Origin of the sequence: Paenibacillus macerans (assembly GCF_050565405.1) — a bacterium.
Taxonomy (GTDB): Bacteria; Bacillota; Bacilli; order Paenibacillales; family Paenibacillaceae; genus Fontibacillus; species Fontibacillus macerans_B.
In genome coordinates, this window is record NZ_JBNYYG010000017.1 from 83,812 (window position 1) to 103,085 (window position 19,274).

The window sequence follows — 19,274 nt, forward strand, 5'->3', positions numbered from 1 at the left end:
CTCTTTCGCGCTAATATTCAACGTCGCTACCCATAAATTTGAATTGGATCAGCGAGATGCCGGCAATGATCACCGTAAGGACCAGGGATTGCGCAGCCGCTTCGCCGAATTCGAAATATTTGAACGCATTGTTGAAAATGAGCAGCCCCACCATCGTGGTCGCGTTATCCGGCCCCCCGCCGGTCATCAGATAGGCGTTCTGGAACACCTGGAACGATCCGATGACTCCGGTGACGAGCAGAAACAACGTCGTCGGCTTGAGGCAAGGGACGACGATATGCCGCAGTTTCTGGAAGAACGACGCGCCGTCCAGCTCCGCGGCCTCATAATAGCTGTTGTCGATCCCGAGCAGCGCCGCCAAATAAATGATGATGCTGGTGCCGTGACTGGACAGCCAGGCCATCAGCACAAGCGAACACATCGCCGTCGCGCTGGAACCCAGCCAATTCCGGTTGCCGATGCCGAACAGGCCGAGCAGCTGGTTCAGGATTCCGCTCGTCATCGGGTCGAAGATCCATAGCCAAACGACCGAAAGCGCCACGCCGGAGGCCACCGCCGGCAAATAATAGATCGCCTTGAAAGCCGTTTGCAGCCCTTTTCGCAGCGGAAGGATCATGATCGCTACCGCGAAGGACAGGAGAAGCGACACGGGAACGGTGAGCAGCGTGTACACGACCGTATTTTTGATCGATTTCCAAAACAGGGAGTCCGCGAAGGTGTTCGCGTAATTATCCAACCCCACATAGCTGGAGCCCAGCGGTTTATACTCCTGGAAACTGATGATCAAAGCACTGACGACCGGGTATGCCGTAAACACCGCATAGACGACCAGCGCCACGGCGATAAAAGCATAAGCCCAGGAGGCGTCTCCGGTGAGCCGGATCTTCCGCGTCTTCTTCGCCGTCTTTGCCGCCTGCGTTTTTGCCAACTGGGCCATAGCGTCCAAACTCCTTTTTCGCTCAAGTAGTAGGAAAATACGGCTCGGATAGCCGCAGTATCTCCGCCCGGCTACCCGAAGCCACGTAGTTTAGTCGATCACCACGCCGTCTTCGCCGAACAGCTTGATCGCTTCGCTTTTCACCGCCTCATACATGTCCTCCGGCGTGATTTCATCCGCCAGCAAGGCCTGCAGTTTCGGGATGATCACCTCGTCCTCCAGCTTGATCGCCTGCGCGCCCAACTCCACCGGGATGTCCGGACGCGCCGGGTTGGCGTGCGACAGCAGCGTTTCCACGGCGGCGACGTTGTCCGGATTCCGGTTCACCGTCATGTCTTTGGCAGCTTCTCTGGCGCTCTTCGTGATATGGGCCGCAAACAGGTCGTTGTTCGTCGTGGCCGCCACTTTGCCGCTGGCCAGGAAGTAAGCGGCCTTAACCACGTTCGCTTTATGCTCGGCGGTTGGTTCCTTTTTGCCGCGGAAGGTTACGTAACCGTCCACGACCGTGCTGGAGATCGGCGCTTGACCCAGGAACGCCGGCACCGGAAGCACGATGTATTCCACCGGGATGCTGCCCGCCACCGCGCTGCCGTCGTTCGCTTTGAGCTTCTCGTTGTTTTGGTTGGCCGAATTTTCGAAGGTGGCCAAGCCTTTCCCGGTAATCATCGTTTGACCGGTCAGGAACATGTTCCAGCGTTTGCCGGCATCGACCGAGCTCAGTTCCTTTGGCATGGAGCCGTCGTCGATGAGCTGGCGCACCGCTTTCAGCACTTCCAGGTAATTTTTGCTCGTATAGGCGAATTTCAAATCCTTCGTGAACGCCGCCGGCATTCCCGCATTTTTGATCAGAATGTTCAAATAGTCCTTGGCCGTCACGCCGGAGGTCGCAAACACGAAACCGTATCGTTTTGTCGCTTCGCCTTCCTTGACGACGCCTTTTTTGATCGCTTCGCGGAACTCTTCGTACGTCCAGCCGTTTTGCTGTACGCTCTTCCAATCGATGCCCGCTTCCTCCAGGAACTGCTTGTTGCCGCCGAGCGCATGGACTTCCATGTAGGCGGGGAATCCGTAAAGTCCTTCGGCCTTTTTCATGTATTCGAGCGGAGCCGGATCATAGTCCCCGATCATGTCCGGCGTGACGGTATCCGTGATATCCATCAGCATGCCCTGCTGTACGTATTTGGAGATCCCGTCCGATCCGATGAAGGCGATGTCCGGAGGACTGCCGGCATTGACTTGCGTATCAAGCTTTTGCGTCATGTCTTCCCAGCTGGCCGGTTCGATTTTCAAGGTCAAATGGGGATAAAGGGCATTGAAGTCTTGTTCCATCTGCGCGAAATGGCTTTGAAAATTGCCGGATACCGGCGGAAGCAACGCGGTAATCGTATCTTTCGCTTCCGTCTTCGTATTCGACGACCCCGCCGAATCGTTCGAGGCCGGGGCGTTGCCGCCGTTTGCGGAATTGTTGCCGGTGCCGCATGCCGTTAAAACGGTGATGGACATGGTTAAAGCCAATACGGATGCCAGTACATGCCTTTTTCTCATAGAAAATCCTCCCCCTGGATTATCGTGCTAGAAGACTTCGTTTTGCTTGCGGATCGCGAGCTTCAGATTGCCCTCGCATTCGCTCAGTAAGCATTCGGCTTGCCCGGCGTCCATTCCGGTTTTGATCATCAGAATGGCCAGCTTGCAGTTGAGCGCCGCTTTCTCCAGAACCTCGGCCGCGGTCTCGCTGTCTACGCCGGTGGCGATTTTTATGATGCGAATGGAACGGTCATATAACTTCTTGTTGCTGGCTTTCAAATCGACCATCAGGTTGTTGTATGTCTTGCCCAGCTTCACCATCGTGCAGGTCGTGAGCATGTTAAGCACCAGCTTCTGCGCCGTCCCTGCCTTGAGCCGGGTCGACCCGGCAATCGCTTCCGGCCCGACCACGGGGGCGATGCAAATATCGCAAATTCCCTCCAGCTTCGAATGCTTGTTGTTCACGATGCCGATGGTCGTTGCCCCGATTTCGGCGGCTTTGGTAAGTCCGGCGATGACGAAGCTGGCGCTGCCGCTGGCGGAAATGCCGATTACGGCGTCCTTGTCCGTCACTCCGATCCGTTCAATGAGTGCAACCCCCTCCTCTGCGTTATCCTCAAAACCTTCTACTGCCACTCTTAACGCGATATCTCCACCGGCGATGTGACCCTGCACCAGCATCGGATCGACGCCGAAGGTAGGCGGACATTCGGAAGCGTCCAGGACACCTAAACGTCCCGAAGTGCCCGCCCCTATATAAAACATTCTCCCACCGCTTTTCAGCAGATGATGTAGAATATCAACCGCCTTGGTGATCTGGGGAATTTCCGCAGCTACGGAGGCGGGAACCTTGGCATCCTCCTGATTGAGCAGATGCAGCATTTCTTCGGTCGTGCACTCATCAATCATTTGCGTGTTCCGGTTCATGGCCTCCGTCGTCAGTCCTGCAAAATACTCTTCCATGGCGTTTCATTCTCCTCACTGATGATCTGATGACACCCGTTTCTTGAGTCTAATATTAAGGGGGTCAGCTCAACAACGTCAATAGAATTTGAAATAAAATTTTATAGTGAAATATATTTTTGAATTTTTACTCCTTTTTTTCTACAAAAAAAGACAACGTCCAGGTTTCTCCGTTGTCTCTTTTCGCAGGATTTGCGTTTATTTTTTGTGCTTGCCAGCCAAAATGCTATGCGTTTTGGACAAATACTTCTTCACGTTCTGGTATTCCGCGCTGGCTACGCCGGCAAACAACATATCGATCACCGTTAGCATGGCGATTCGCGATCCCATGGCTCCGCTGCGCATCGTAATTTCCGGCGTCGATATCCCGAGCAGGATATCCGCTTTGTCGGCGAGTTCGCTCTTATTGTATTTCGTGATCGCAATCGTCATGGCGTGGTTCTTCTTGGCAATATCGAGAGCTTCCAGTATCTCTACCGTATCGCCGGAATTGGAGACGAAAATCGCCACGTCTCCCTTGCCTAGCAGCGTCGCGGCCGTCAGTTGGCTATGGCCGTCGGTATAGGCGTGGCTCATCTTATTGATCCGCGAGAATTTCTGCTCCCCGTCCCGGCATACTAGTCCGGATGCGCCGATCCCGAAAAACACGATGCGGCCCGAAGCCCGCAGCGCTTTGACGGCCCGGGCGACCTCGCCGCGGTCCAGTACGCTTAACGTATCTTCGATGGATTTCATATTGTTGCGCGAAATGTTGGCTATAATCGTCGTCAGGTCGTCGCCGGGTTGGATATCGGTGTACTGATCCTTCCGCTCGTCATCCATTGAGCCCAGCGCGGCGGAGATGCTGACGATAAAGCTGCGGTAGCCTCCATACCCCATCGTCTTGCAGAACCGGAGGACAGAGGCGTCGCTCGTCTTGCTGAGCTTGGCCAAACTCTTGATCGACAGATGAGGAATCTCTTCCATATTGGCCAGTATATACTCCGCCACCATACGCTCGACCGGCGTCAGGTTCTCCTTCATATCCCTGATTTTGATTAGAATATTATCATTGATCGCCATGGTTCATTACCTACTCACTATGGTTTTAACTACTAGACTCGCAATCATATATTAAGCGTTAGCATCCCAAAAAACAAGCGAATTAGGTTAAATTTCTGGAAATGGCAGACCTTAAAATTGAAGATATATTTTAAAGCTATTTCATCTTTATGAATTTTAATTCTAAATATTATTACCGACTTTAGTTATAAATGCGCCAAAATAGCGACGGATCGGGCAAATACGCGTAAAAACCAAATAAATTTCCGGATCAAACGGCCGAAGTTATTTATATCCATTTTTGGATGGATGACTGGATAACGCAAAGAAATTTAAGTATGGATTGGTAGGATTGGCGTGTCCCTGTCGAATAGGTTTCGATGAGGCCTGTTGTGGCAATGATGGGGGATGGGCAATCAAATATCCCCTAGGAGGAGTGAATCCCTATGCCTGTTGAAGCTTATCTGTATTTTAACGGCAACTGCCGCGAAGCGGTCGAGTTTTATGCCAAAGCGTTTGGCGTAGAGCAGCCGCAGATCATGACCTTTGGCGAAGCGCATTCCGCCGAGCCGAGTCATACGCTTCCCGAAGAAGCGAAAGACCGGTCATGCATGCCAATCTTCAGGTCAGCGGCAGCAGCCTGATGTTCTCCGACGTGTTCCCGGGTTCGCCCTATACCGTCGGCACCAATATCAGTTTGGCGCTCGTCAGCAAAAACCGCGATGAAATCTCTTCCGCTTTCGAACGGCTGAAGGAAGGCGGCTCGGTCCGCATGGAGCTGCAGGAAACGTTCTGGAGCCCCTGCTACGGCAACGTTACGGACCGATACGGCATCGAGTGGCAGCTCAGTTACGACGACGGGAGAAACGGCAGGTAATTAAAGTTCGAACCGGATCTCGCAGGGAGCGGCTTTTTTCGTTGTCGGATGGGCTTCCTCGCCTCCCAGTTCCAGCACCGCCACGATCCGCTCCCCCGGTTCAACGCCATAAAGCCGACACGGCTGCGGATCGTAAATCCATTCGGGTCTGGTCCGGCGCACGCCCCAAGGTTTGGACTTGACCAACAGCTCAAAGTTTTGGATCAGGCAGCACACCGCCGCGTAATCCTCCTCACGCTTGTGCGGATCCGACTCTTCCTTCGCCACGACGAGGAGATACGCCGGTGCATTTCCCGGGATAGTCGCTCCGGGATATCCGGTCGCCCCCCCGCCGGTCACGAAAATAAATCGCCACGGTTCCCTCATCCCGTCATTCGGCGCCCAGACCGCATCGTTAAGCACCTCCAGAACGTCATGCTCAGAAATCGAAACGGCAGCATGCGGTCCGGACGGCTGAACGCTGCCGCTAATCGCGGTCCATTTCCGTTCCGCCGGCGTTCTTCTCCTTCCTTTCGGAGCTTTATCAAAGTAACCCATGTGCAAAACACCGACGAATCGATCCCCTTCCCGCAAACCGATTCCAGCAAACAACGACTCGCTTTGAACGACCGGTTCCGTATCCCATAGCACGCCCAATCCCCGCTCCCAGGACAGCAGCTGCAACGTCTGCATGACGCTGCTGGCGGCGGCGTAATTTTCATCGCTTTGGCGCCGGTCGGTAGCGGCTTCCGCTACGACGATAAGATGCGCCGGAATGTCTACCACCCTTTTGACGTAGAGATCGATCATTTTGGATGGAATCAGCTTCCCCAATTTGCTTTCCTTCATCCTGCCCAGCATAAAACCCGCGAGCCGCTCACGCGACTCCGGCGTACCGGCGTAGATGCAACGCCAACGCGGCGTTCCTTCGGATTCATATAATTCCGCCGCCTCGTTTAAGAGAGCCACGACCAGTTCCTGAGATACCGGCGAAGCGTTGAATTTCCGGATCGTTCTGCGCTCTCGGATCGTTTGGGAAAAATCCATCATTATCCCCCTCTCGCCTATAATTTGTTTACCAGTAAACTATAATCGTAAAAAAATTTACGTTTTCCACTCGTCTATCTGTTTCGCCATCGCTTGAAAAAACCGCAAAATCGTCTGCAGCTCGCTATCGGAATAGTCGTTCAAAAACCGCATGAATCGCTGTTCTTCCTCTTGATGCAGAGCTTCATGCAGCTTGTACAGCTTGTTGCCCTGGGCCGTAAGCCGGTAATACACTTCCTTGCGGTTATCGTTAAGCTGGATTCGCTCGATATATCCGTGCGTCAACAGCTTCGTGCTGATCTTCGTAATACTCGCTTTCGATAAATTCATTTTTTCCGCAACCCCTGAATGGTTGATCGGTTCGTGATCGCCGATGCAAGCCAGGACGTGGATGGTCGATAAATTGCCCGGTAAACCCGGCAGTTCCCTGGCCTCCCCCCACGCCTTTAGTTCCATGAGCTCCAGATCCAGCATTTGTTCATATAAATGGGAATAATGCAGAACCTGCCCGTAAATCAACGACTTGATACTATCGGAAGAATCCATTCCCCTCGCGTCACTCTCCATATCGTTTACTTATAAACTAAAATATCATAAACGAAATACTCGGTCAAATGACGGCCGCCGATTTCAGTGGCCTTGACTCCCCGTGGAAAAATACTGCTTCAACGCGTCCACCATCGCCTGGGCGGCTTTTTCCTGCCCCGCCTCGCTTAACAACACGGCTTCGTTGCCGGGATTCGTCAAAAAGCCGACCTCCGCCAAAACCGCCGGTACTTCGCTCGTTCGCAGCACCTTCCAGTCCTCTTGACGAACACCTCGGTCCTCGAAACCCAAAGCGTCGATCAAATGCTGATGAATGTCCTGCGCCAGCCCGCTGCTGCCATCCCCCTCGGCGAAATAATACGTTTCCGTGCCGGACACCTCCTCCGGCCCCTCAAACGTATTGCCGTGGAGCGAAATCAATGCGTCAGCCTGCATCTCGTTGGCGAACCTCGAGCGGTCCTCCAATTTGATGAATCGATCGTCGGTTCGCGTCAAATACGGCTCGAACATCGGCTCCTGCCGCAGCAAATCATAGACCTTCAGCGCCAGCGAAAGCGTAAAGCCCTTCTCCTCCATGCCGCTGACGCTGTTCGCCCCCGGATCCTTTCCTCCGTGGCCGGGATCGATGACGATCCGGTACGCCCCTTCCGTCTTGCCCGGGACGACGGTTTCCTCCCCGGCCGACGGTGGCGCAGAGGACAAAAGACTGCTCCCGTTGCCAGCGCCGGTTCGCTCGCCGCCGATCGAAAAAACGCCGCCGAAGGACAGCAAACCTAACACGATGATAATTACCGCGATGAAATAAAGTATTTTAGCCATTCTCCCCATTTCGTTGGTCTCCCCTCGATTTCTCCTCTTCTCCCTCTCAATAACGCACGCGGCTTCCTTCGATGATCGGATCCGTGCTGTCGACGATGATCTGCTGCCCTTCGAACAACCCGCCGACCACCGAGGTCGCGTGCCCGTTGCTGCCGGCGACGTCGACCTCGGTCCGAACGACGTAGTGCGCATTTCCGAGCGGGCCTTCCCTGGACTCGACCGTATAGACGAAAGCTCCGGCATCATCCTCCCGGACCGCCGCGTTCGGAATCAGCAGCGTCCCCGCGTTTCCCGACTTCTCCACCGTGATCCGCGCTTTTTCCCCGCTGCGCAGATCTTCCCCTTGCAGCGAAACCGTCAATAGCTGCCCAGGAGCAGCGTCCCCGGCCGTACCGTTCGTCCCGCTGCCGGACGCGCCGCCGCCCGTTCCCGCTTTCAGGCCGGAAATCTTGCCCGCAACCGAAAGGTTATCCCGGTCCGGCAGCAGGACATCCAACTCGTCGCCGATCCGCAGCAAATCCCCGACATCGTTTGGAATTTGCAGTTCCATGCGAAAGCCTTTGGTGGCATTGGACATGCGGATATCCGGCTCGCCGGCGGAAGCCAGCCCTTCCTCCGCCGCTACCTCGATAACGATCCCGTCGAACGGTGCCTTCAGCCGTCGGTTTTCCTCCAGACTTTGCTGCAAGGCCGCCAAATGCTGCCCCTGCGCGGATATATCGATATTCGCGGTCTCGATCGCGGCTTTGGCGTTTTGCTTCGCCGCTTCATCCCCATCCTGCGCCGCTTGCTTATAAGCTGCCTCCAGTCCGCCAAGCGACAGCTTAAGCTTCTCGAGGCTCGCTTTCATGTCGACCAATTGCTGCTGCGCTTCGCCGGGATCATACTCGACCAGCGTATCTCCCTTTCGAACCTTGTCCCCTTCCTGAACCAGCACCCTGGCGACCTTCCATCCCGCCGGATTCGGTAAAGCCCGCTCGGCTTCATACTGCAGCATAGCCGTACCTTCATAAGAATGGACCAACTCGCCCGGACTCGCTTCGGCAATAAGCACTTTGGGCAGCGTCAAGCCCTGCAGCGTGTTGCCCAACAGTGTAAATACCAGCAGCGAGCCGATAAACAACCCGGCAAGCAACCTGATTTTGCGTTGCCGGGCGCTATGCCGCCGCTCTTCATTCCCTTGCGTATCCAATGCGTATCACTCCGTCCTCTAGCCTTTAATGCCCGATAGCTGAACCCCTTCGATAAAATAAGACTCCGCGTACAAAAACAACAGCACCATCGGCGTCATGTACAACACCGACGCGGCAAAGCCAATCCCTCGCGCCTCCGCCGCAATGTGCGCCAGATACAGCGACAACGGCTGCTTGAACGCATCCTGGAGGAAAATCAGCGGCTGCTCGATCATGTTCCAGTAATCCACGAACAAGAGCACCGTCAGTGCGGCGAGCCCCGGTTTAACGAGCGGCAGCACGACGCGGGCAAAAATCGTCCACTGTCCCGCCCCATCCATTTTCGCCGCTTCGGCATAAGCGTTCGGGATGTGGGCCATGAACTGGCGCAGCATAAATACCCCAAACGCGCCGAAGATGCCCGGCAGAACAATCGCCGCTTCCGTATTCATCAGCCCAAGCTCGTCCACTACCAAATAGTTCGGGACTAACGTCACTTGAAACGGCATCAGCATCGTCATTACATAAATCAGAAACAGCTTGTCCCTGCCGCGAAAGCGAAGCTTCGCAAACACATAGGCCGCCAGCGAGGCGACGAGCGTCTGGCCGGCTACGATCGGAACCACCATGCCGGTCGAATTCCAAAACATCCGCAGGAATTGGGAATTCATGATCAATACCTGCCGGTATTGCCCCAAACTCAGCCAGTCGGGAAGAAGCTTCAGGTTCACGAAGCTGTCCTTGCCTCCCGCCGCCACATCCGTCATCTGTCCGATGAGGTCGTAATTCAATCCGATTTCCCGTTCCGTCATCAGCGAATTCGTGAAGGTCAGGACCAGCGGAACCGCCATGATAACGGCAAACCCGCCGATCGCCGCCGTTAAAGCGAGTTTGGGAAACCACTGCGATATTTTCATGACAAGCCCCCCTTTACTCCATGACATCCCGAAACCGGCGCTCTACGGACAGGAGAACCGTGACCAGGACGACGATGCAGGCGACCATCAGCGTTGCCGCTGCCGTCATCTTCTGGATATCCAGCGAAGCGAACATGTTGTTCATGTAATGCTGCAGCATGTAAATCCGGTCATAGGGATAACCGCCGGCAAGCAGGTACGTTTCGCGAAAAACTTTAAACGAGTTGATGATCGAAATCAGAACGACGAAAAACATCGCAGGCGTCAGGTAAACCAGCGTGATTTGGAGAAATTGGCGGACGGGGCCCGCTCCTTCAATCCGTGCCGTCTCGTAATAATCCTTCGGAATGGATTGCAGGGCGGCCAGAAATAAAATCATGTCGTAGCCGATGTTTTTCCAGAGATACATCACGGCGATCACCGCCATCGCCCCGTCCGACTGGAGCCAATCGACTCTCCCGATGTGAAAGTAGTGCAGCCAAGCGTTCAGGGTCCCGTTCCAGTCGAAAAAAATTTGCCAAACCGTCACCACCGAGGCGACCGGGACAACAAGCGGCAAAATAAACGCGGTCTGCAGCCCATGGCGGAAAAAGAGCCGTTGATTCAGCAGTAGCGCAAGCGTCAACGATATCGCAATCAGGACCGGAACGCTGACCCCCGTAAACAGCAGCGTATTCACCGCCGCTTTCCGGAAGGAACCGCTGGAGAGCAGTTCCTTGTAGTTTTCAAACCCGACGAATTTGCCGCCGACCGCGCGGTCCGTAAACGATTCATAAATGCCGAAAGCAAAAGGGATCAGGTAAAAAAGCGAAAAGCCGATCGCGCTTGGCGCCAAAAACAACAGCGCCGCCGCGCCGTCTCCGCGCAGCCGCAGGGCTGAACGGTGCTTATTCATTGAGAAAGGTCGTGACTTTGTTCTGAATCAGCTTCGCGACCTCCTCCGCCGATTTTTGCCCGCTAAAGAAAGCCCTGGACTCTTCGCGGATCATTTCGTTAATCTTCGTGGATTTGGTGTTTCTGGGTACCGGATGGATCGCTCCGGTCAGATACTTCTTCAGTCCGTCAAGCTCTTCCTCGTTGACCTTAACGGGTACGCCATGATGCGGCCCCTCTTTTTCGGTCGGCACCGTCCCGTCCTTTTTCAACTGGGCGACTTCCTGGTCATACAGCTTTTTGTTAATCGGAAAACCGGCATGAATCGGGGAAGCCGAGACTTGATCTGACATCATGAACTTGATGAAATCCCAGGCCTGCTCTTTCACCTTCGAATTCGCGCTGATGCCGACGCCGCGGTATACCTGAAAATAACCTCCGACGCCGATATCCTGCGCATGCGGCTTAACGATAAGCTTCATATCCAAACCGCGTCCCCCGCCGTCAAGCGCTTTGAAATAATCCCCGGGGGAGTTGATTTGGACGGGGAAAAAGAAGGGGTTGCCGTCCGTTCCAATAATGCCGTCTTCGGACATCGTTTTGACCTGCTGCATCAGTCCCGTGAAGGAGGCGGAATCAAAATATGCCTCGCCCTTGGCCTCATCCATAAACAAGGAAGCATTGTCGGATACCATCCAATTCAGCATATCTTGCGGCTCTGCGTAGATGATGTTCGGATAAGCGCTGCTTACCAGTTTTTTGGAGATTTCGGCAAAATCGTTCCACGACCACGTTTGATCGTCAATCTGTACGCCCGACTGTGCGATGGCCTCCTTGTTCGCCGAAAGACCTAACAGGAAGAAAGACAGCGGCATTTTATAAATCCCGCCGCCGGTTTTGGCGTTCTCGAGAATGTTGGTGAAGTAATCGTCCTTGTTGAAAGAGGCGTCCTGACTCATCAGCGTCTCGAGATTGACAAGCAACCCGTTGCGTACATAACTTTCCACCGGCAAGTCATCGAGCTGGATGAGATCGGGGCCTTTGCCTGCCAGTATCGCGGTGCTTACGCCGGTCTGAAACTTCTCCATCTCCGCTTCCAAATGCGCATCGTCGGTCTGGACATCCTCCAGCTTGATCTCGACGTCCGGGTGCAGCGCTTCATATTTCTTTTTCGCTTCCTGAAAACGCTCGTCGGGGAAAAACATTTGGAACACGATGGTCTTTTTGCCGCCTGTTCCGGACCCGCCGCCGCTATCCTGAGGCGCGTTATCTCCCGTCTTTGCCTTGTTCGAATCGGCCGCATTCGTCCCGGATGCACCGGATTGCGAACCTCCTCCGCCTCCGCTGCAAGCGGCTACCGTGAATAACATGAGACAGTTCGCTAAAACAAGCGATATTTTTTTCTTCATAATCGCAAGCCTCCTTTCGGCCGATATCGGATTAAATACCGGCCCCTTTAATGTAAAGGAGAGATGTCATCAAGGTTTGGCCGAGTTGTAAACAAAATGTCTCCAAAACAAAAAGCATCCTGCGAAAAACGGCTGCCTTACGAAAGTAAGCTCCGTTATCCTCAAGATGCTTGTTTAAAATATGAATTTATTTAAACTCGATAACAAAAGGCATGTAGTCATTTCCAACCGGCCCGGGCTTGATTTCGGTCACTTTTGACTCTTGCTCGCTCGGCAAAATCGTATAAGATTTTTGCCCTTGAACCAGCAGCTTGCCGTTGTCCGGGCTCCACGCCATTTGCCAGGGAATCACGCCTTGATATAGGGATTTGGGGTTCAAAATGTTATTCCCCTGCAGCTTCCCGGCATAAATCGTATCTTTATCCTTCGTATAAGCGATGAATTTCCGATCGGGGGACAGCTGAAAGTCATCCGCGCGTTCCAGCAATACGGCGACCGCATCGTTTCGGGGATCATACGTATACAGCGCGCCGTCCCGGCCGATAAATGCCGCCTGATCGCTATTTATCCAGGCCACAAGGGTCCCGCCGGCAAGCTCATGTTGATAAAGAGCGCTAAACTTATCGCCTTCCCATATCCCGATGGTTAATTCGGATCGATCCGAATAACCGTTGACGATCAGGGCGGTTTTTCCGTCATCCGAGAACTTGACGGCAGCATTAAAATTCTCTTTGCTTCCTCCCGGCATAGCATAGTGCCGAAGCTCCCCGCTATCCGAATCGTATACGTTAACGGTAACACTTTTCATGCTTTCGTCGGAAGTTAAATAAGAGAGATAGCGGCTATTATCGGACCACATGAACCATTTGGAAAGGAATTCTCTTGAAGTGGACTTGTCGACGACTTTCTCCGATCGGTCGGCGATCGAGATCAACTTTAACGAGAAGGGCCCGTCGCTTCCCGTCCCGTAGGATACGGCATAACGTCCATCCGGGGACAAGCCCATGATGGCGGTCTTCTTGTCAAGCTGATACAGCTTCTTCCCGGACTCGAAAGGAGCAGCAAGGCTCTCCAGGGTTTGCCCGGAAACCCCGGAGTCCTGAGCAAGCCTTAACAGCTTGTCCGGTCCGTACCAGCCCAAAACGCTGCCGCCTCTCCATACTTCCCCCGGAAGCCGGAATATCGTTTTGACCTCGAACGGCCCGTTGGTTTGGCTTTGCTCGCGATCTTCCTCCGTGTCGGGAATGATGATGGTTTGGGTGCGCTGATCCCTCATGCATCCGGACAGCAAGAAGCCGGCCAGCACGACCGAAGCCAACAGGAACGTTATTTTTTTGCTCATGGCCGCTCCCTCTCCGCTTTCATGTAAGGCAGGTCCACCACGACGGTGGTTGTTTCGTTCTCGCTAGTCATGCGGATGCTGCCTCCGTGATCATCGACGATCGATTTGGCGATGCCAAGCCCCAGACCGACGCTGCCCGCTTCCTTGGCGCCTTGGCGGTCCGGCACATAATACGGCTCGAAAATTTCCGTCAGATGCTCCCGTGAAATCGTCTCCCCGCGGTTTGCAATGACGAATCGAGCCGTCTCCCCGGCACGCACGGCTTCGGCTTTGATCTCCGAATGGACGTCGCTATATTTGACCGCATTATCCAGTAAATTGATGAACAATTGCCGGATCCGGTCTCCTTGGGCGTATACATGGAGCTCTTCCGCGATATGGCAGCGAATCGTCTTTTGGTAGCGTTTGGCCTTAAACGTCAGCGCCTCGCATACATCACGCAAGATCCGTCCCGTTTCGACGCGACTGAACTCCTCCTGGCCGGCGGTCTCCCGCGATAACTCCAGCAGCCTCATCACCAGCGCGTGCAGGCGCTCGCTTTCCTGAACAACGTGGTTCATCCCTTTGTCGAAAAAGGCCGGATCCGATTCGCCCTGCTGCCGGATGATTTCCGCGTAGCCGAGAATGGATGTCAACGGCGTTTTTAACTCATGGGTCACATTGTCGAAGAAGTTCTTCCGCTGCCGGTTCAAATGCTCGAGGCGATCGCGGTCGCGTTCGATTCGGGCGATTTGCTGCTTGATTTGACCGATCATTTCGTTGAAGTTGGCAGCCAACCGGCCGATTTCGTCCCGCCGCGTCCGTTTGATGTCGATGTGGACGTCGAGATTCCCGTTCATCACTTCGTTGGAAGCTTTGCTAAGCTTGACCAGTGGAATGGTAATGTTGCGGGACAGGATATACGAAAACAGGAATGCCGCCGCGAAAATCGCCAGCGCCAGATAGGTGATCGTATTCAAAATCGTGCCGGTCTGCTCGTACAGCAGGGTGAAGTCTTTGGCGAACCGCAGAATTCCCACTTTGGTTCCGTCGATCACGACCGGATATGAATAGCGAACGGCAGCCGTCCCCTCTTCATAGGAGATCGTGTATGCGGTTTTTCCCGCAATCGCCTGCTTCAAATCATCGTCGGAGGCGCCGGCAAAAGCCTCTCCGGAGGTGGAGTACAGCAGCACGCCGTCCACCGTGTAGGCGCTCACCTCGCTGGAAGCCCGATTAAGGTCCGTGACCATCTCCTCGGCCATTTGTCCGAAGTAAAGGTCGTCGTTCGTAAAGTGATTGATCAGGAAAGCCTGGCGCACATAGACGTTGCTGTTATTTTTCAAGCCGATCAGATCATCGGTGATAATCTTCTGGTTGCTGGTTTGGATGATGTGAGCGACAGTTTGGTTAAGCAGCAGGAAGGATAGGGCGAAAATGAGAAAAAAACCGACGAGAAACTTGCCCCGAATGGTGCGGATCATTTCCCTAATCCACCTGCTTTTCGAATTTGTAGCCAATCCCGAACACGGTCGTGATCAGATCGCCGGCGTCCAGCTTTTTGCGCAGCCGCTGGATATGGGTATCCACCGTGCGCGTATCCCCGGCAAAATCGTAGCCCCAAACGAGGTCCAACAGCTCGGCGCGCGTATAGATTTTACCCCGGTTATGATACAGCCGCAGCAGTAGATCGTATTCCTTCGGCGTTAAATCGACGGGGGCCCCGTCCTTGCGGACAAACCGTTCGCTTTCGATCACCTCGATGTTTCTGATGCGGATTCGCTCTTCCTCGCGGGATTCCTCAAGCCCGTGGCCTGCCGGCTGGACCCGGCGGAGGATCGTGCGGATCCGGGCGAGTACCTCGCGCAAATCAAACGGCTTCGTAATATAGTCGTCGGCGCCGAATTCCAAACCGAGGATCTTGTCGGTGATGTCGGATTTCGCCGTGATCATCAAGATGGGAATGTTATAGGCTGCCGTCACTTTTTTGCAAATGTCCAGCCCGCTTTGATCCGGCAGCATCCAGTCCAGCAGCAGCAGATCGGGCCGGAACGTTTTCATCATTTCAAGACCGTCCGCCCCGGTTCCCGCCGTGCGGATGTCGAAGCCTTCCTTATACAGCCCGTAAGCGAGCAGATCGGCAATCGCCTCTTCGTCGTCGATGATGAGAATTTTCGTTTTCTCCATGAATGCCCTCCAAAGTACGTCTCGAACCTATTGTACCCGTCCAAAGGCAAAGTGGAAAGTTTCTGGCTGCTAACACTCATCGAATTTCAGCAAACCACAAGCTCCGTGATCATCAAGGTGGGGTATTCTGCTAACGATACTTCCTGTCCCGTGGTTAGGTAACGTACGACCGGCCGCTGCATATGGGAATCGATCCGGGTAATGATGGCAAGCTCTCCATTGCTCAGGACAACCTTGGATCCGGGCGGATACGGTGCCACCCCTTGGACGAATGCCTGGACGATCCGTTCGGCATAACCGCTCCCAAGCTGAGCCATTACCGCTTCCACGGCTTCATGCGGAGGAATCCTCAGCACGGAAGCCAGATTCTCATAGAAGTTGGCCAGGCCGCAAATTTGGGCATATTCATGAATTTCCGATCCGGCTATCCCCCGCGGAGCTCCGGTTCCGTTATATCGCTCATGGTGCTGGTAAGCGACATGGGCCGATAGCAAGCTGATCTCGCGAATTGTGCGCAAGTATTGAAAACCGGTTTCCGGATGCGTCTTCCGTTCCAAACTGATTCCTTTGCCGATATCATGCAGCAGGCAGCCTATTGCCAGATCCCGCAATTGAAGGTCGTTATAGGATAAAGATTTCGCGATCTGTAAGGCGATCAAAGCGACATTCACCGCATGGGCAAAGGAGTGAAGCTCCGCGACGACGGCCGTAACCGGCACGGAGATGGCGATCGGCCGCCGCTTTACTTCATCAACCAAGCTCCCTGCCCCTTGCATCAATGATTTTATGGGAAAAGGCTTGTTCCCGGCGGCTGCGTCGTAGGCCGTTTTGACGTGCTCGATTAATTCCAGCCAGGTAGGAATATCCAGCATCTCTTCCAATGTGATGCCTTTCGATACGGTATCCTCGACGACGATATGGGAGATTCCCATTTGCCTGAAACGTTCCAGAAAGCGGGAATGGATTGTGTGGTTAGCCGCCAGCAGCACGCGTCCTCGGCCGTCGTAAACGGCCTTTGCCAGCTGCATGGTCTGTTCGTTGTAGTCGGTGATCGGGATTAATCTCATCTGTGCTTCCCCCTTTGATGTATTCGCAAATAAGTTATTTCGCGACTTATTACCTAATACGAATAGAATATATCGATTTGTGGGGGGCCACGCCAAAAAAAAGGCACATAAACCTATGACGTTCAGCCAGGTCTTCTGCGCCTTTTCATGATGAAACTTATGGGGGGGCACTATGGTTTTCCTTTCCCTGCGCTGTTCCCCGGAGCCGCCTGGTCCGCGGAAGAAGGTCGGGAGGGGGAAGAGGTATCGGGAGGGGCCGCCTGCGGCCTGACCTCATCCCGGGAAAGATCCGTTTGTCCCGGGGGTTCGTGTTGTTGTTCGGCCACCGGTGGTGCTGGCGGCTCGAAGACATCCTCCTCATTCGTTTCCCGGGCCGCCTTATCTTGAGGTGAATCAACAGACGGTTCGCTCTTCTTCTCGTTGCCTTTACTTTTTTGCTGTTCGCTCTCCGCCGGGGTTAACCCGCTTTCGCTTTCTTGTCCATGGTTCCCGGTCATCTTGGCCGGGTCTTGCTTCGCAGAGCTTTGAAGCGTATCGTTGACCAGAGTGTTGTCCTCCAATGATTTCTCCTGCTTCTCATCTGCAATCCCTTGATCGCGTTTGATTCGCGTTTCGGCAGGAGAACCGGGGGAGCCGGTAGGCTTGGAATCCTGACTCGATGCCTGCAGGTTTGGATTCTTAGCCTGTACACTCGGTTTATTCTTAACCCCTTCCCCAGGCGGGACGGTTGCCTGCGGAGTCGATCGCTGATGATCGTCCGTCATACTCTTATTCGCATCCTGCTCATTGACGTTGGACAGGTCCATAACGGGATCCTGCAGGTGCGCCGGATCGGCAGTCGGACGGTTGCCTGCGGGATAATCCCCGAAGCTCGTGTCTGCAGCCCCGGCATTGTTTTTTATAAGAACATTTGGCGCGATGCCCGCGGCTTGAAGCACCGAGACGATGGAATGAGTGCGCAGCTCCGCAATGTCGAGCTGAACGCCTTGCGCTTCGGCCTGCTCATACACCAAATATTTGTTGATGGATAAATCGGCCTCGGCCGCCTTTTTGACCTGTTCGGGGGTCGCCGTGAACAGCTCCAGCTTATAGCTATCCTTGATCGCGATCGAGGATCGGTCTATCGCAAAAGCGGGATTGTCGTTATTCTCCGGCGGAACGAGGGTCATCCAAATCCAGGTTTTGGCCGTTCCCGCCTCTAAAAACCCCTGCTTCTCCGCTTCAATGATGATTTGGCCGACGGCCTCATCGAACGTTTTTCCCTCAAGCTGTCGTTTCGTGACGAACGACTTGGCGTCATCGTTGACCAGCTTCACTTCCTCAACCTTTCCGGTTGAAGCAACCCCGAGCTCAATGCTCGGATTGATATCGATCGCAACCACCGTAAGCGGCCCCGTAGATCGCGGCATGAAATTCAGCAAAATAACGATGCCGAGCAACAGCAGTATGGACGCGGCTGCAGGCCAGGCAATCCTCGCCGCTTTGAAACTTCGTTTTCTCGCGCCGGTTGGCCTTTCGGTCACTGTCACCGGGATTTTATCGCCTAGCCCCGGCAGAACCGATGGCCTGGGGAGATTGCGGAATGTTCCGTCTTCACAGAGGACTACGATACTTTTTTCCGTAATTTTCATGACCGTTCCGTACATCCTCATTCCCCTTCCCTCTCCGCAAAAGAGACAGTATTTTTAATACGCTTAAACTCGCTGCAAGCATAAATCAGAATTAACGCGATCAAATATTTTCGGTTGCGTTCCAAGGTTTTGGAGCTGACCTTGAATACGGACAACATTTCTTTGGCCGGCAGTCTTTTGGTCGATTTCAACGTGGACAGCCATTGCGGATGTTCACCGAACGTTTGGGCCATCCGAATCAGTTGGCTTCTCGTGTCGCGATGCTTGGGCGAGCATGCTTCCAACTCTTCCAGGGCAACGCCGTATTGCTGCAGCGTCTCATCGTACAACCGAAGCTCCTCGGCAAGCGCTTGGGCCGATTGTTCCCGGTCATATAACTCCAGGGAACTGGCAACCTCCAGCGCGATTTGGGCAGAATCCTCCTGTTCCCCGTTCCAAACGGCGCTTTCCATTTGCGCATATTTCCCCTGCCTGCGAAATTCATCGACAAGCCGGTGGCGAATGATCATGTAAGCAAAATTGTCAAACGACTTCCCAGACGTCTCATTATATCGGTCAATCGCCTCGTTTAACGCAATCATCCCGATACTTGCCTCATCCTGGTTCCAGCTAACCTGCCTCTTGCATACATGGGATACCGCTCGGATGATAAAAGGTCGATAGAAGTCGATCAGCCGGTCCCGCTCGGCTTTGTTCCCCGCTTGAGCCTGATGCAGTATTTCGATTATCGGTCTGTCCAACACAGCGGATCACTTCCTATTACGTAATATCTTATTCGTTTAAGGGGGTAGTCCTTCTATCATTTTATCGTTGAAATGAGCGAAATCTTGAAGTAAGGCGGGGGAAACCCGACTTTTGGACCAGAAAAAGCAGCCGTTAAGCACTAGCGTTGCATTAAAGCATTCATGAAATCCATGGAATTTCTAATCATCCATGCTTGACAATAAAGCCGGCAACCTTTTGG

At 53.9% G+C, this 19,274-nt stretch carries 17 protein-coding genes and 1 pseudogene; 1 reads left to right on the forward strand and 17 read right to left on the reverse strand.

The features are described 5' to 3' along the window. Positions 1-10: 10 nt before the first annotated feature. From ACQ4N8_RS12840 to ACQ4N8_RS12855, 4 genes are all read right to left on the reverse strand, one after another. Positions 11-937, reverse strand: a complete 927-nt coding sequence (locus ACQ4N8_RS12840) for a carbohydrate ABC transporter permease (protein WP_430704758.1) — start codon at positions 935-937, stop codon at positions 11-13. Between the two features lie 90 nt (positions 938-1,027). Further along, positions 1,028-2,482 carry an ABC transporter substrate-binding protein gene (locus ACQ4N8_RS12845; protein ID WP_430704759.1) on the reverse strand — a complete coding sequence of 485 codons (1,455 nt, stop codon included), beginning with the start codon at positions 2,480-2,482 and terminating at the stop codon, positions 1,028-1,030. 27 nt (positions 2,483-2,509) lie between these two features. Next, complete coding sequence (murQ, locus tag ACQ4N8_RS12850) at positions 2,510-3,424, reverse strand: N-acetylmuramic acid 6-phosphate etherase (protein ID WP_430704760.1); 915 nt, start codon at positions 3,422-3,424, stop codon at positions 2,510-2,512. Positions 3,425-3,622: 198 nt separating this feature from the next. Further along, positions 3,623-4,486 (reverse strand): MurR/RpiR family transcriptional regulator, encoded by an 864-nt coding sequence (locus ACQ4N8_RS12855; RefSeq protein ID WP_430704761.1) that lies wholly within the window; start codon positions 4,484-4,486, stop codon positions 3,623-3,625. A gap of 425 nt (positions 4,487-4,911) precedes the next feature. Between ACQ4N8_RS12855 and ACQ4N8_RS12860 the strand changes: the two are divergent. After that, positions 4,912-5,342, forward strand: a pseudogene (locus ACQ4N8_RS12860) (VOC family protein). Here ACQ4N8_RS12860 and ACQ4N8_RS12865 read toward each other — a convergent pair. The 13 genes from ACQ4N8_RS12865 to sigI form a co-directional block, all read right to left on the reverse strand. Continuing rightward, a complete protein-coding gene (locus ACQ4N8_RS12865) occupies positions 5,343-6,368 on the reverse strand; it encodes a nitroreductase family protein (RefSeq protein WP_430704762.1) in 1,026 nt (341 codons plus the stop codon). 57 nt (positions 6,369-6,425) lie between these two features. Then, the gene (locus ACQ4N8_RS12870) at positions 6,426-6,914 is read right to left on the reverse strand and encodes a MarR family transcriptional regulator (RefSeq protein ID WP_430704763.1); all 489 of its coding nucleotides are present in this window, start codon (positions 6,912-6,914) and stop codon (positions 6,426-6,428) included. Between the two features lie 84 nt (positions 6,915-6,998). Further along, on the reverse strand, positions 6,999-7,742 hold the full coding sequence (locus tag ACQ4N8_RS12875; protein WP_430704764.1) for an N-acetylmuramoyl-L-alanine amidase family protein: 744 nt from the start codon (positions 7,740-7,742) through the stop codon (positions 6,999-7,001). A gap of 37 nt (positions 7,743-7,779) precedes the next feature. Then, entirely contained in the window at positions 7,780-8,925 is a 1,146-nt protein-coding gene (locus ACQ4N8_RS12880) for an efflux RND transporter periplasmic adaptor subunit (protein WP_430704765.1), read from the reverse strand. An 18-nt stretch (positions 8,926-8,943) separates the two neighbouring features. Next, positions 8,944-9,822 (reverse strand): carbohydrate ABC transporter permease, encoded by an 879-nt coding sequence (locus ACQ4N8_RS12885; RefSeq protein WP_430704766.1) that lies wholly within the window; start codon positions 9,820-9,822, stop codon positions 8,944-8,946. Positions 9,823-9,835: 13 nt separating this feature from the next. After that, a complete protein-coding gene (locus ACQ4N8_RS12890) occupies positions 9,836-10,717 on the reverse strand; it encodes a carbohydrate ABC transporter permease (RefSeq protein ID WP_430704767.1) in 882 nt (293 codons plus the stop codon). Beyond that, positions 10,710-12,104, reverse strand: a complete 1,395-nt coding sequence (locus ACQ4N8_RS12895; protein ID WP_430704768.1) for an ABC transporter substrate-binding protein — start codon at positions 12,102-12,104, stop codon at positions 10,710-10,712. Before ACQ4N8_RS12895 ends, ACQ4N8_RS12890 begins: the two co-directional genes overlap by 8 nt. Positions 12,105-12,291: 187 nt before the next feature. Then, positions 12,292-13,446, reverse strand: coding sequence for a WD40 repeat domain-containing protein (locus tag ACQ4N8_RS12900; protein ID WP_430704769.1), 1,155 nt, complete (start codon positions 13,444-13,446; stop codon positions 12,292-12,294). Then, positions 13,443-14,909 carry a sensor histidine kinase gene (locus tag ACQ4N8_RS12905; RefSeq protein ID WP_430704770.1) on the reverse strand — a complete coding sequence of 489 codons (1,467 nt, stop codon included), beginning with the start codon at positions 14,907-14,909 and terminating at the stop codon, positions 13,443-13,445. Before ACQ4N8_RS12905 ends, ACQ4N8_RS12900 begins: the two co-directional genes overlap by 4 nt. A gap of 4 nt (positions 14,910-14,913) precedes the next feature. Then, on the reverse strand, positions 14,914-15,612 hold the full coding sequence (locus ACQ4N8_RS12910) for a response regulator transcription factor (protein ID WP_430704771.1): 699 nt from the start codon (positions 15,610-15,612) through the stop codon (positions 14,914-14,916). Positions 15,613-15,698: 86 nt separating this feature from the next. Further along, entirely contained in the window at positions 15,699-16,679 is a 981-nt protein-coding gene (locus ACQ4N8_RS12915) for an HD-GYP domain-containing protein (RefSeq protein ID WP_430704772.1), read from the reverse strand. 170 nt (positions 16,680-16,849) lie between these two features. Then, entirely contained in the window at positions 16,850-18,331 is a 1,482-nt protein-coding gene (locus tag ACQ4N8_RS12920) for an anti-sigma-I factor RsgI family protein (RefSeq protein ID WP_430704773.1), read from the reverse strand. Next, on the reverse strand, positions 18,328-19,050 hold the full coding sequence (sigI, locus tag ACQ4N8_RS12925; protein ID WP_430704774.1) for an RNA polymerase sigma-I factor: 723 nt from the start codon (positions 19,048-19,050) through the stop codon (positions 18,328-18,330). The genes ACQ4N8_RS12920 and sigI overlap by 4 nt, the downstream gene beginning before the upstream one ends. Between the last annotated feature and the right edge of the window lie 224 nt (positions 19,051-19,274).

Excerpts from the sequence above, each read along its gene's own strand:
- ACQ4N8_RS12890 (WP_430704767.1), bottom strand. The coding sequence starts at position 10,717 with ATGAATAAGCACCGTTCAGCCCTGCGGCTGCGCGGAGACGGCGCGGCG.
- ACQ4N8_RS12855 (WP_430704761.1), bottom strand. The coding sequence starts at position 4,486 with ATGGCGATCAATGATAATATTCTAATCAAAATCAGGGATATGAAGGAG.
- ACQ4N8_RS12915 (WP_430704772.1), bottom strand. The coding sequence starts at position 16,679 with ATGAGATTAATCCCGATCACCGACTACAACGAACAGACCATGCAGCTG.
- ACQ4N8_RS12840 (WP_430704758.1), bottom strand. The coding sequence starts at position 937 with ATGGCCCAGTTGGCAAAAACGCAGGCGGCAAAGACGGCGAAGAAGACG.
- ACQ4N8_RS12885 (WP_430704766.1), bottom strand. The coding sequence starts at position 9,822 with ATGAAAATATCGCAGTGGTTTCCCAAACTCGCTTTAACGGCGGCGATC.
- ACQ4N8_RS12895 (WP_430704768.1), bottom strand. The coding sequence starts at position 12,104 with ATGAAGAAAAAAATATCGCTTGTTTTAGCGAACTGTCTCATGTTATTC.
- ACQ4N8_RS12920 (WP_430704773.1), bottom strand. The coding sequence starts at position 18,331 with ATGAGGATGTACGGAACGGTCATGAAAATTACGGAAAAAAGTATCGTA.
- ACQ4N8_RS12905 (WP_430704770.1), bottom strand. The coding sequence starts at position 14,909 with ATGATCCGCACCATTCGGGGCAAGTTTCTCGTCGGTTTTTTTCTCATT.
- ACQ4N8_RS12870 (WP_430704763.1), bottom strand. The coding sequence starts at position 6,914 with ATGGATTCTTCCGATAGTATCAAGTCGTTGATTTACGGGCAGGTTCTG.
- ACQ4N8_RS12875 (WP_430704764.1), bottom strand. The coding sequence starts at position 7,742 with ATGGGGAGAATGGCTAAAATACTTTATTTCATCGCGGTAATTATCATC.
- ACQ4N8_RS12910 (WP_430704771.1), bottom strand. The coding sequence starts at position 15,612 with ATGGAGAAAACGAAAATTCTCATCATCGACGACGAAGAGGCGATTGCC.
- murQ (WP_430704760.1), bottom strand. The coding sequence starts at position 3,424 with ATGGAAGAGTATTTTGCAGGACTGACGACGGAGGCCATGAACCGGAAC.
- ACQ4N8_RS12865 (WP_430704762.1), bottom strand. The coding sequence starts at position 6,368 with ATGGATTTTTCCCAAACGATCCGAGAGCGCAGAACGATCCGGAAATTC.
- ACQ4N8_RS12900 (WP_430704769.1), bottom strand. The coding sequence starts at position 13,446 with ATGAGCAAAAAAATAACGTTCCTGTTGGCTTCGGTCGTGCTGGCCGGC.
- ACQ4N8_RS12845 (WP_430704759.1), bottom strand. The coding sequence starts at position 2,482 with ATGAGAAAAAGGCATGTACTGGCATCCGTATTGGCTTTAACCATGTCC.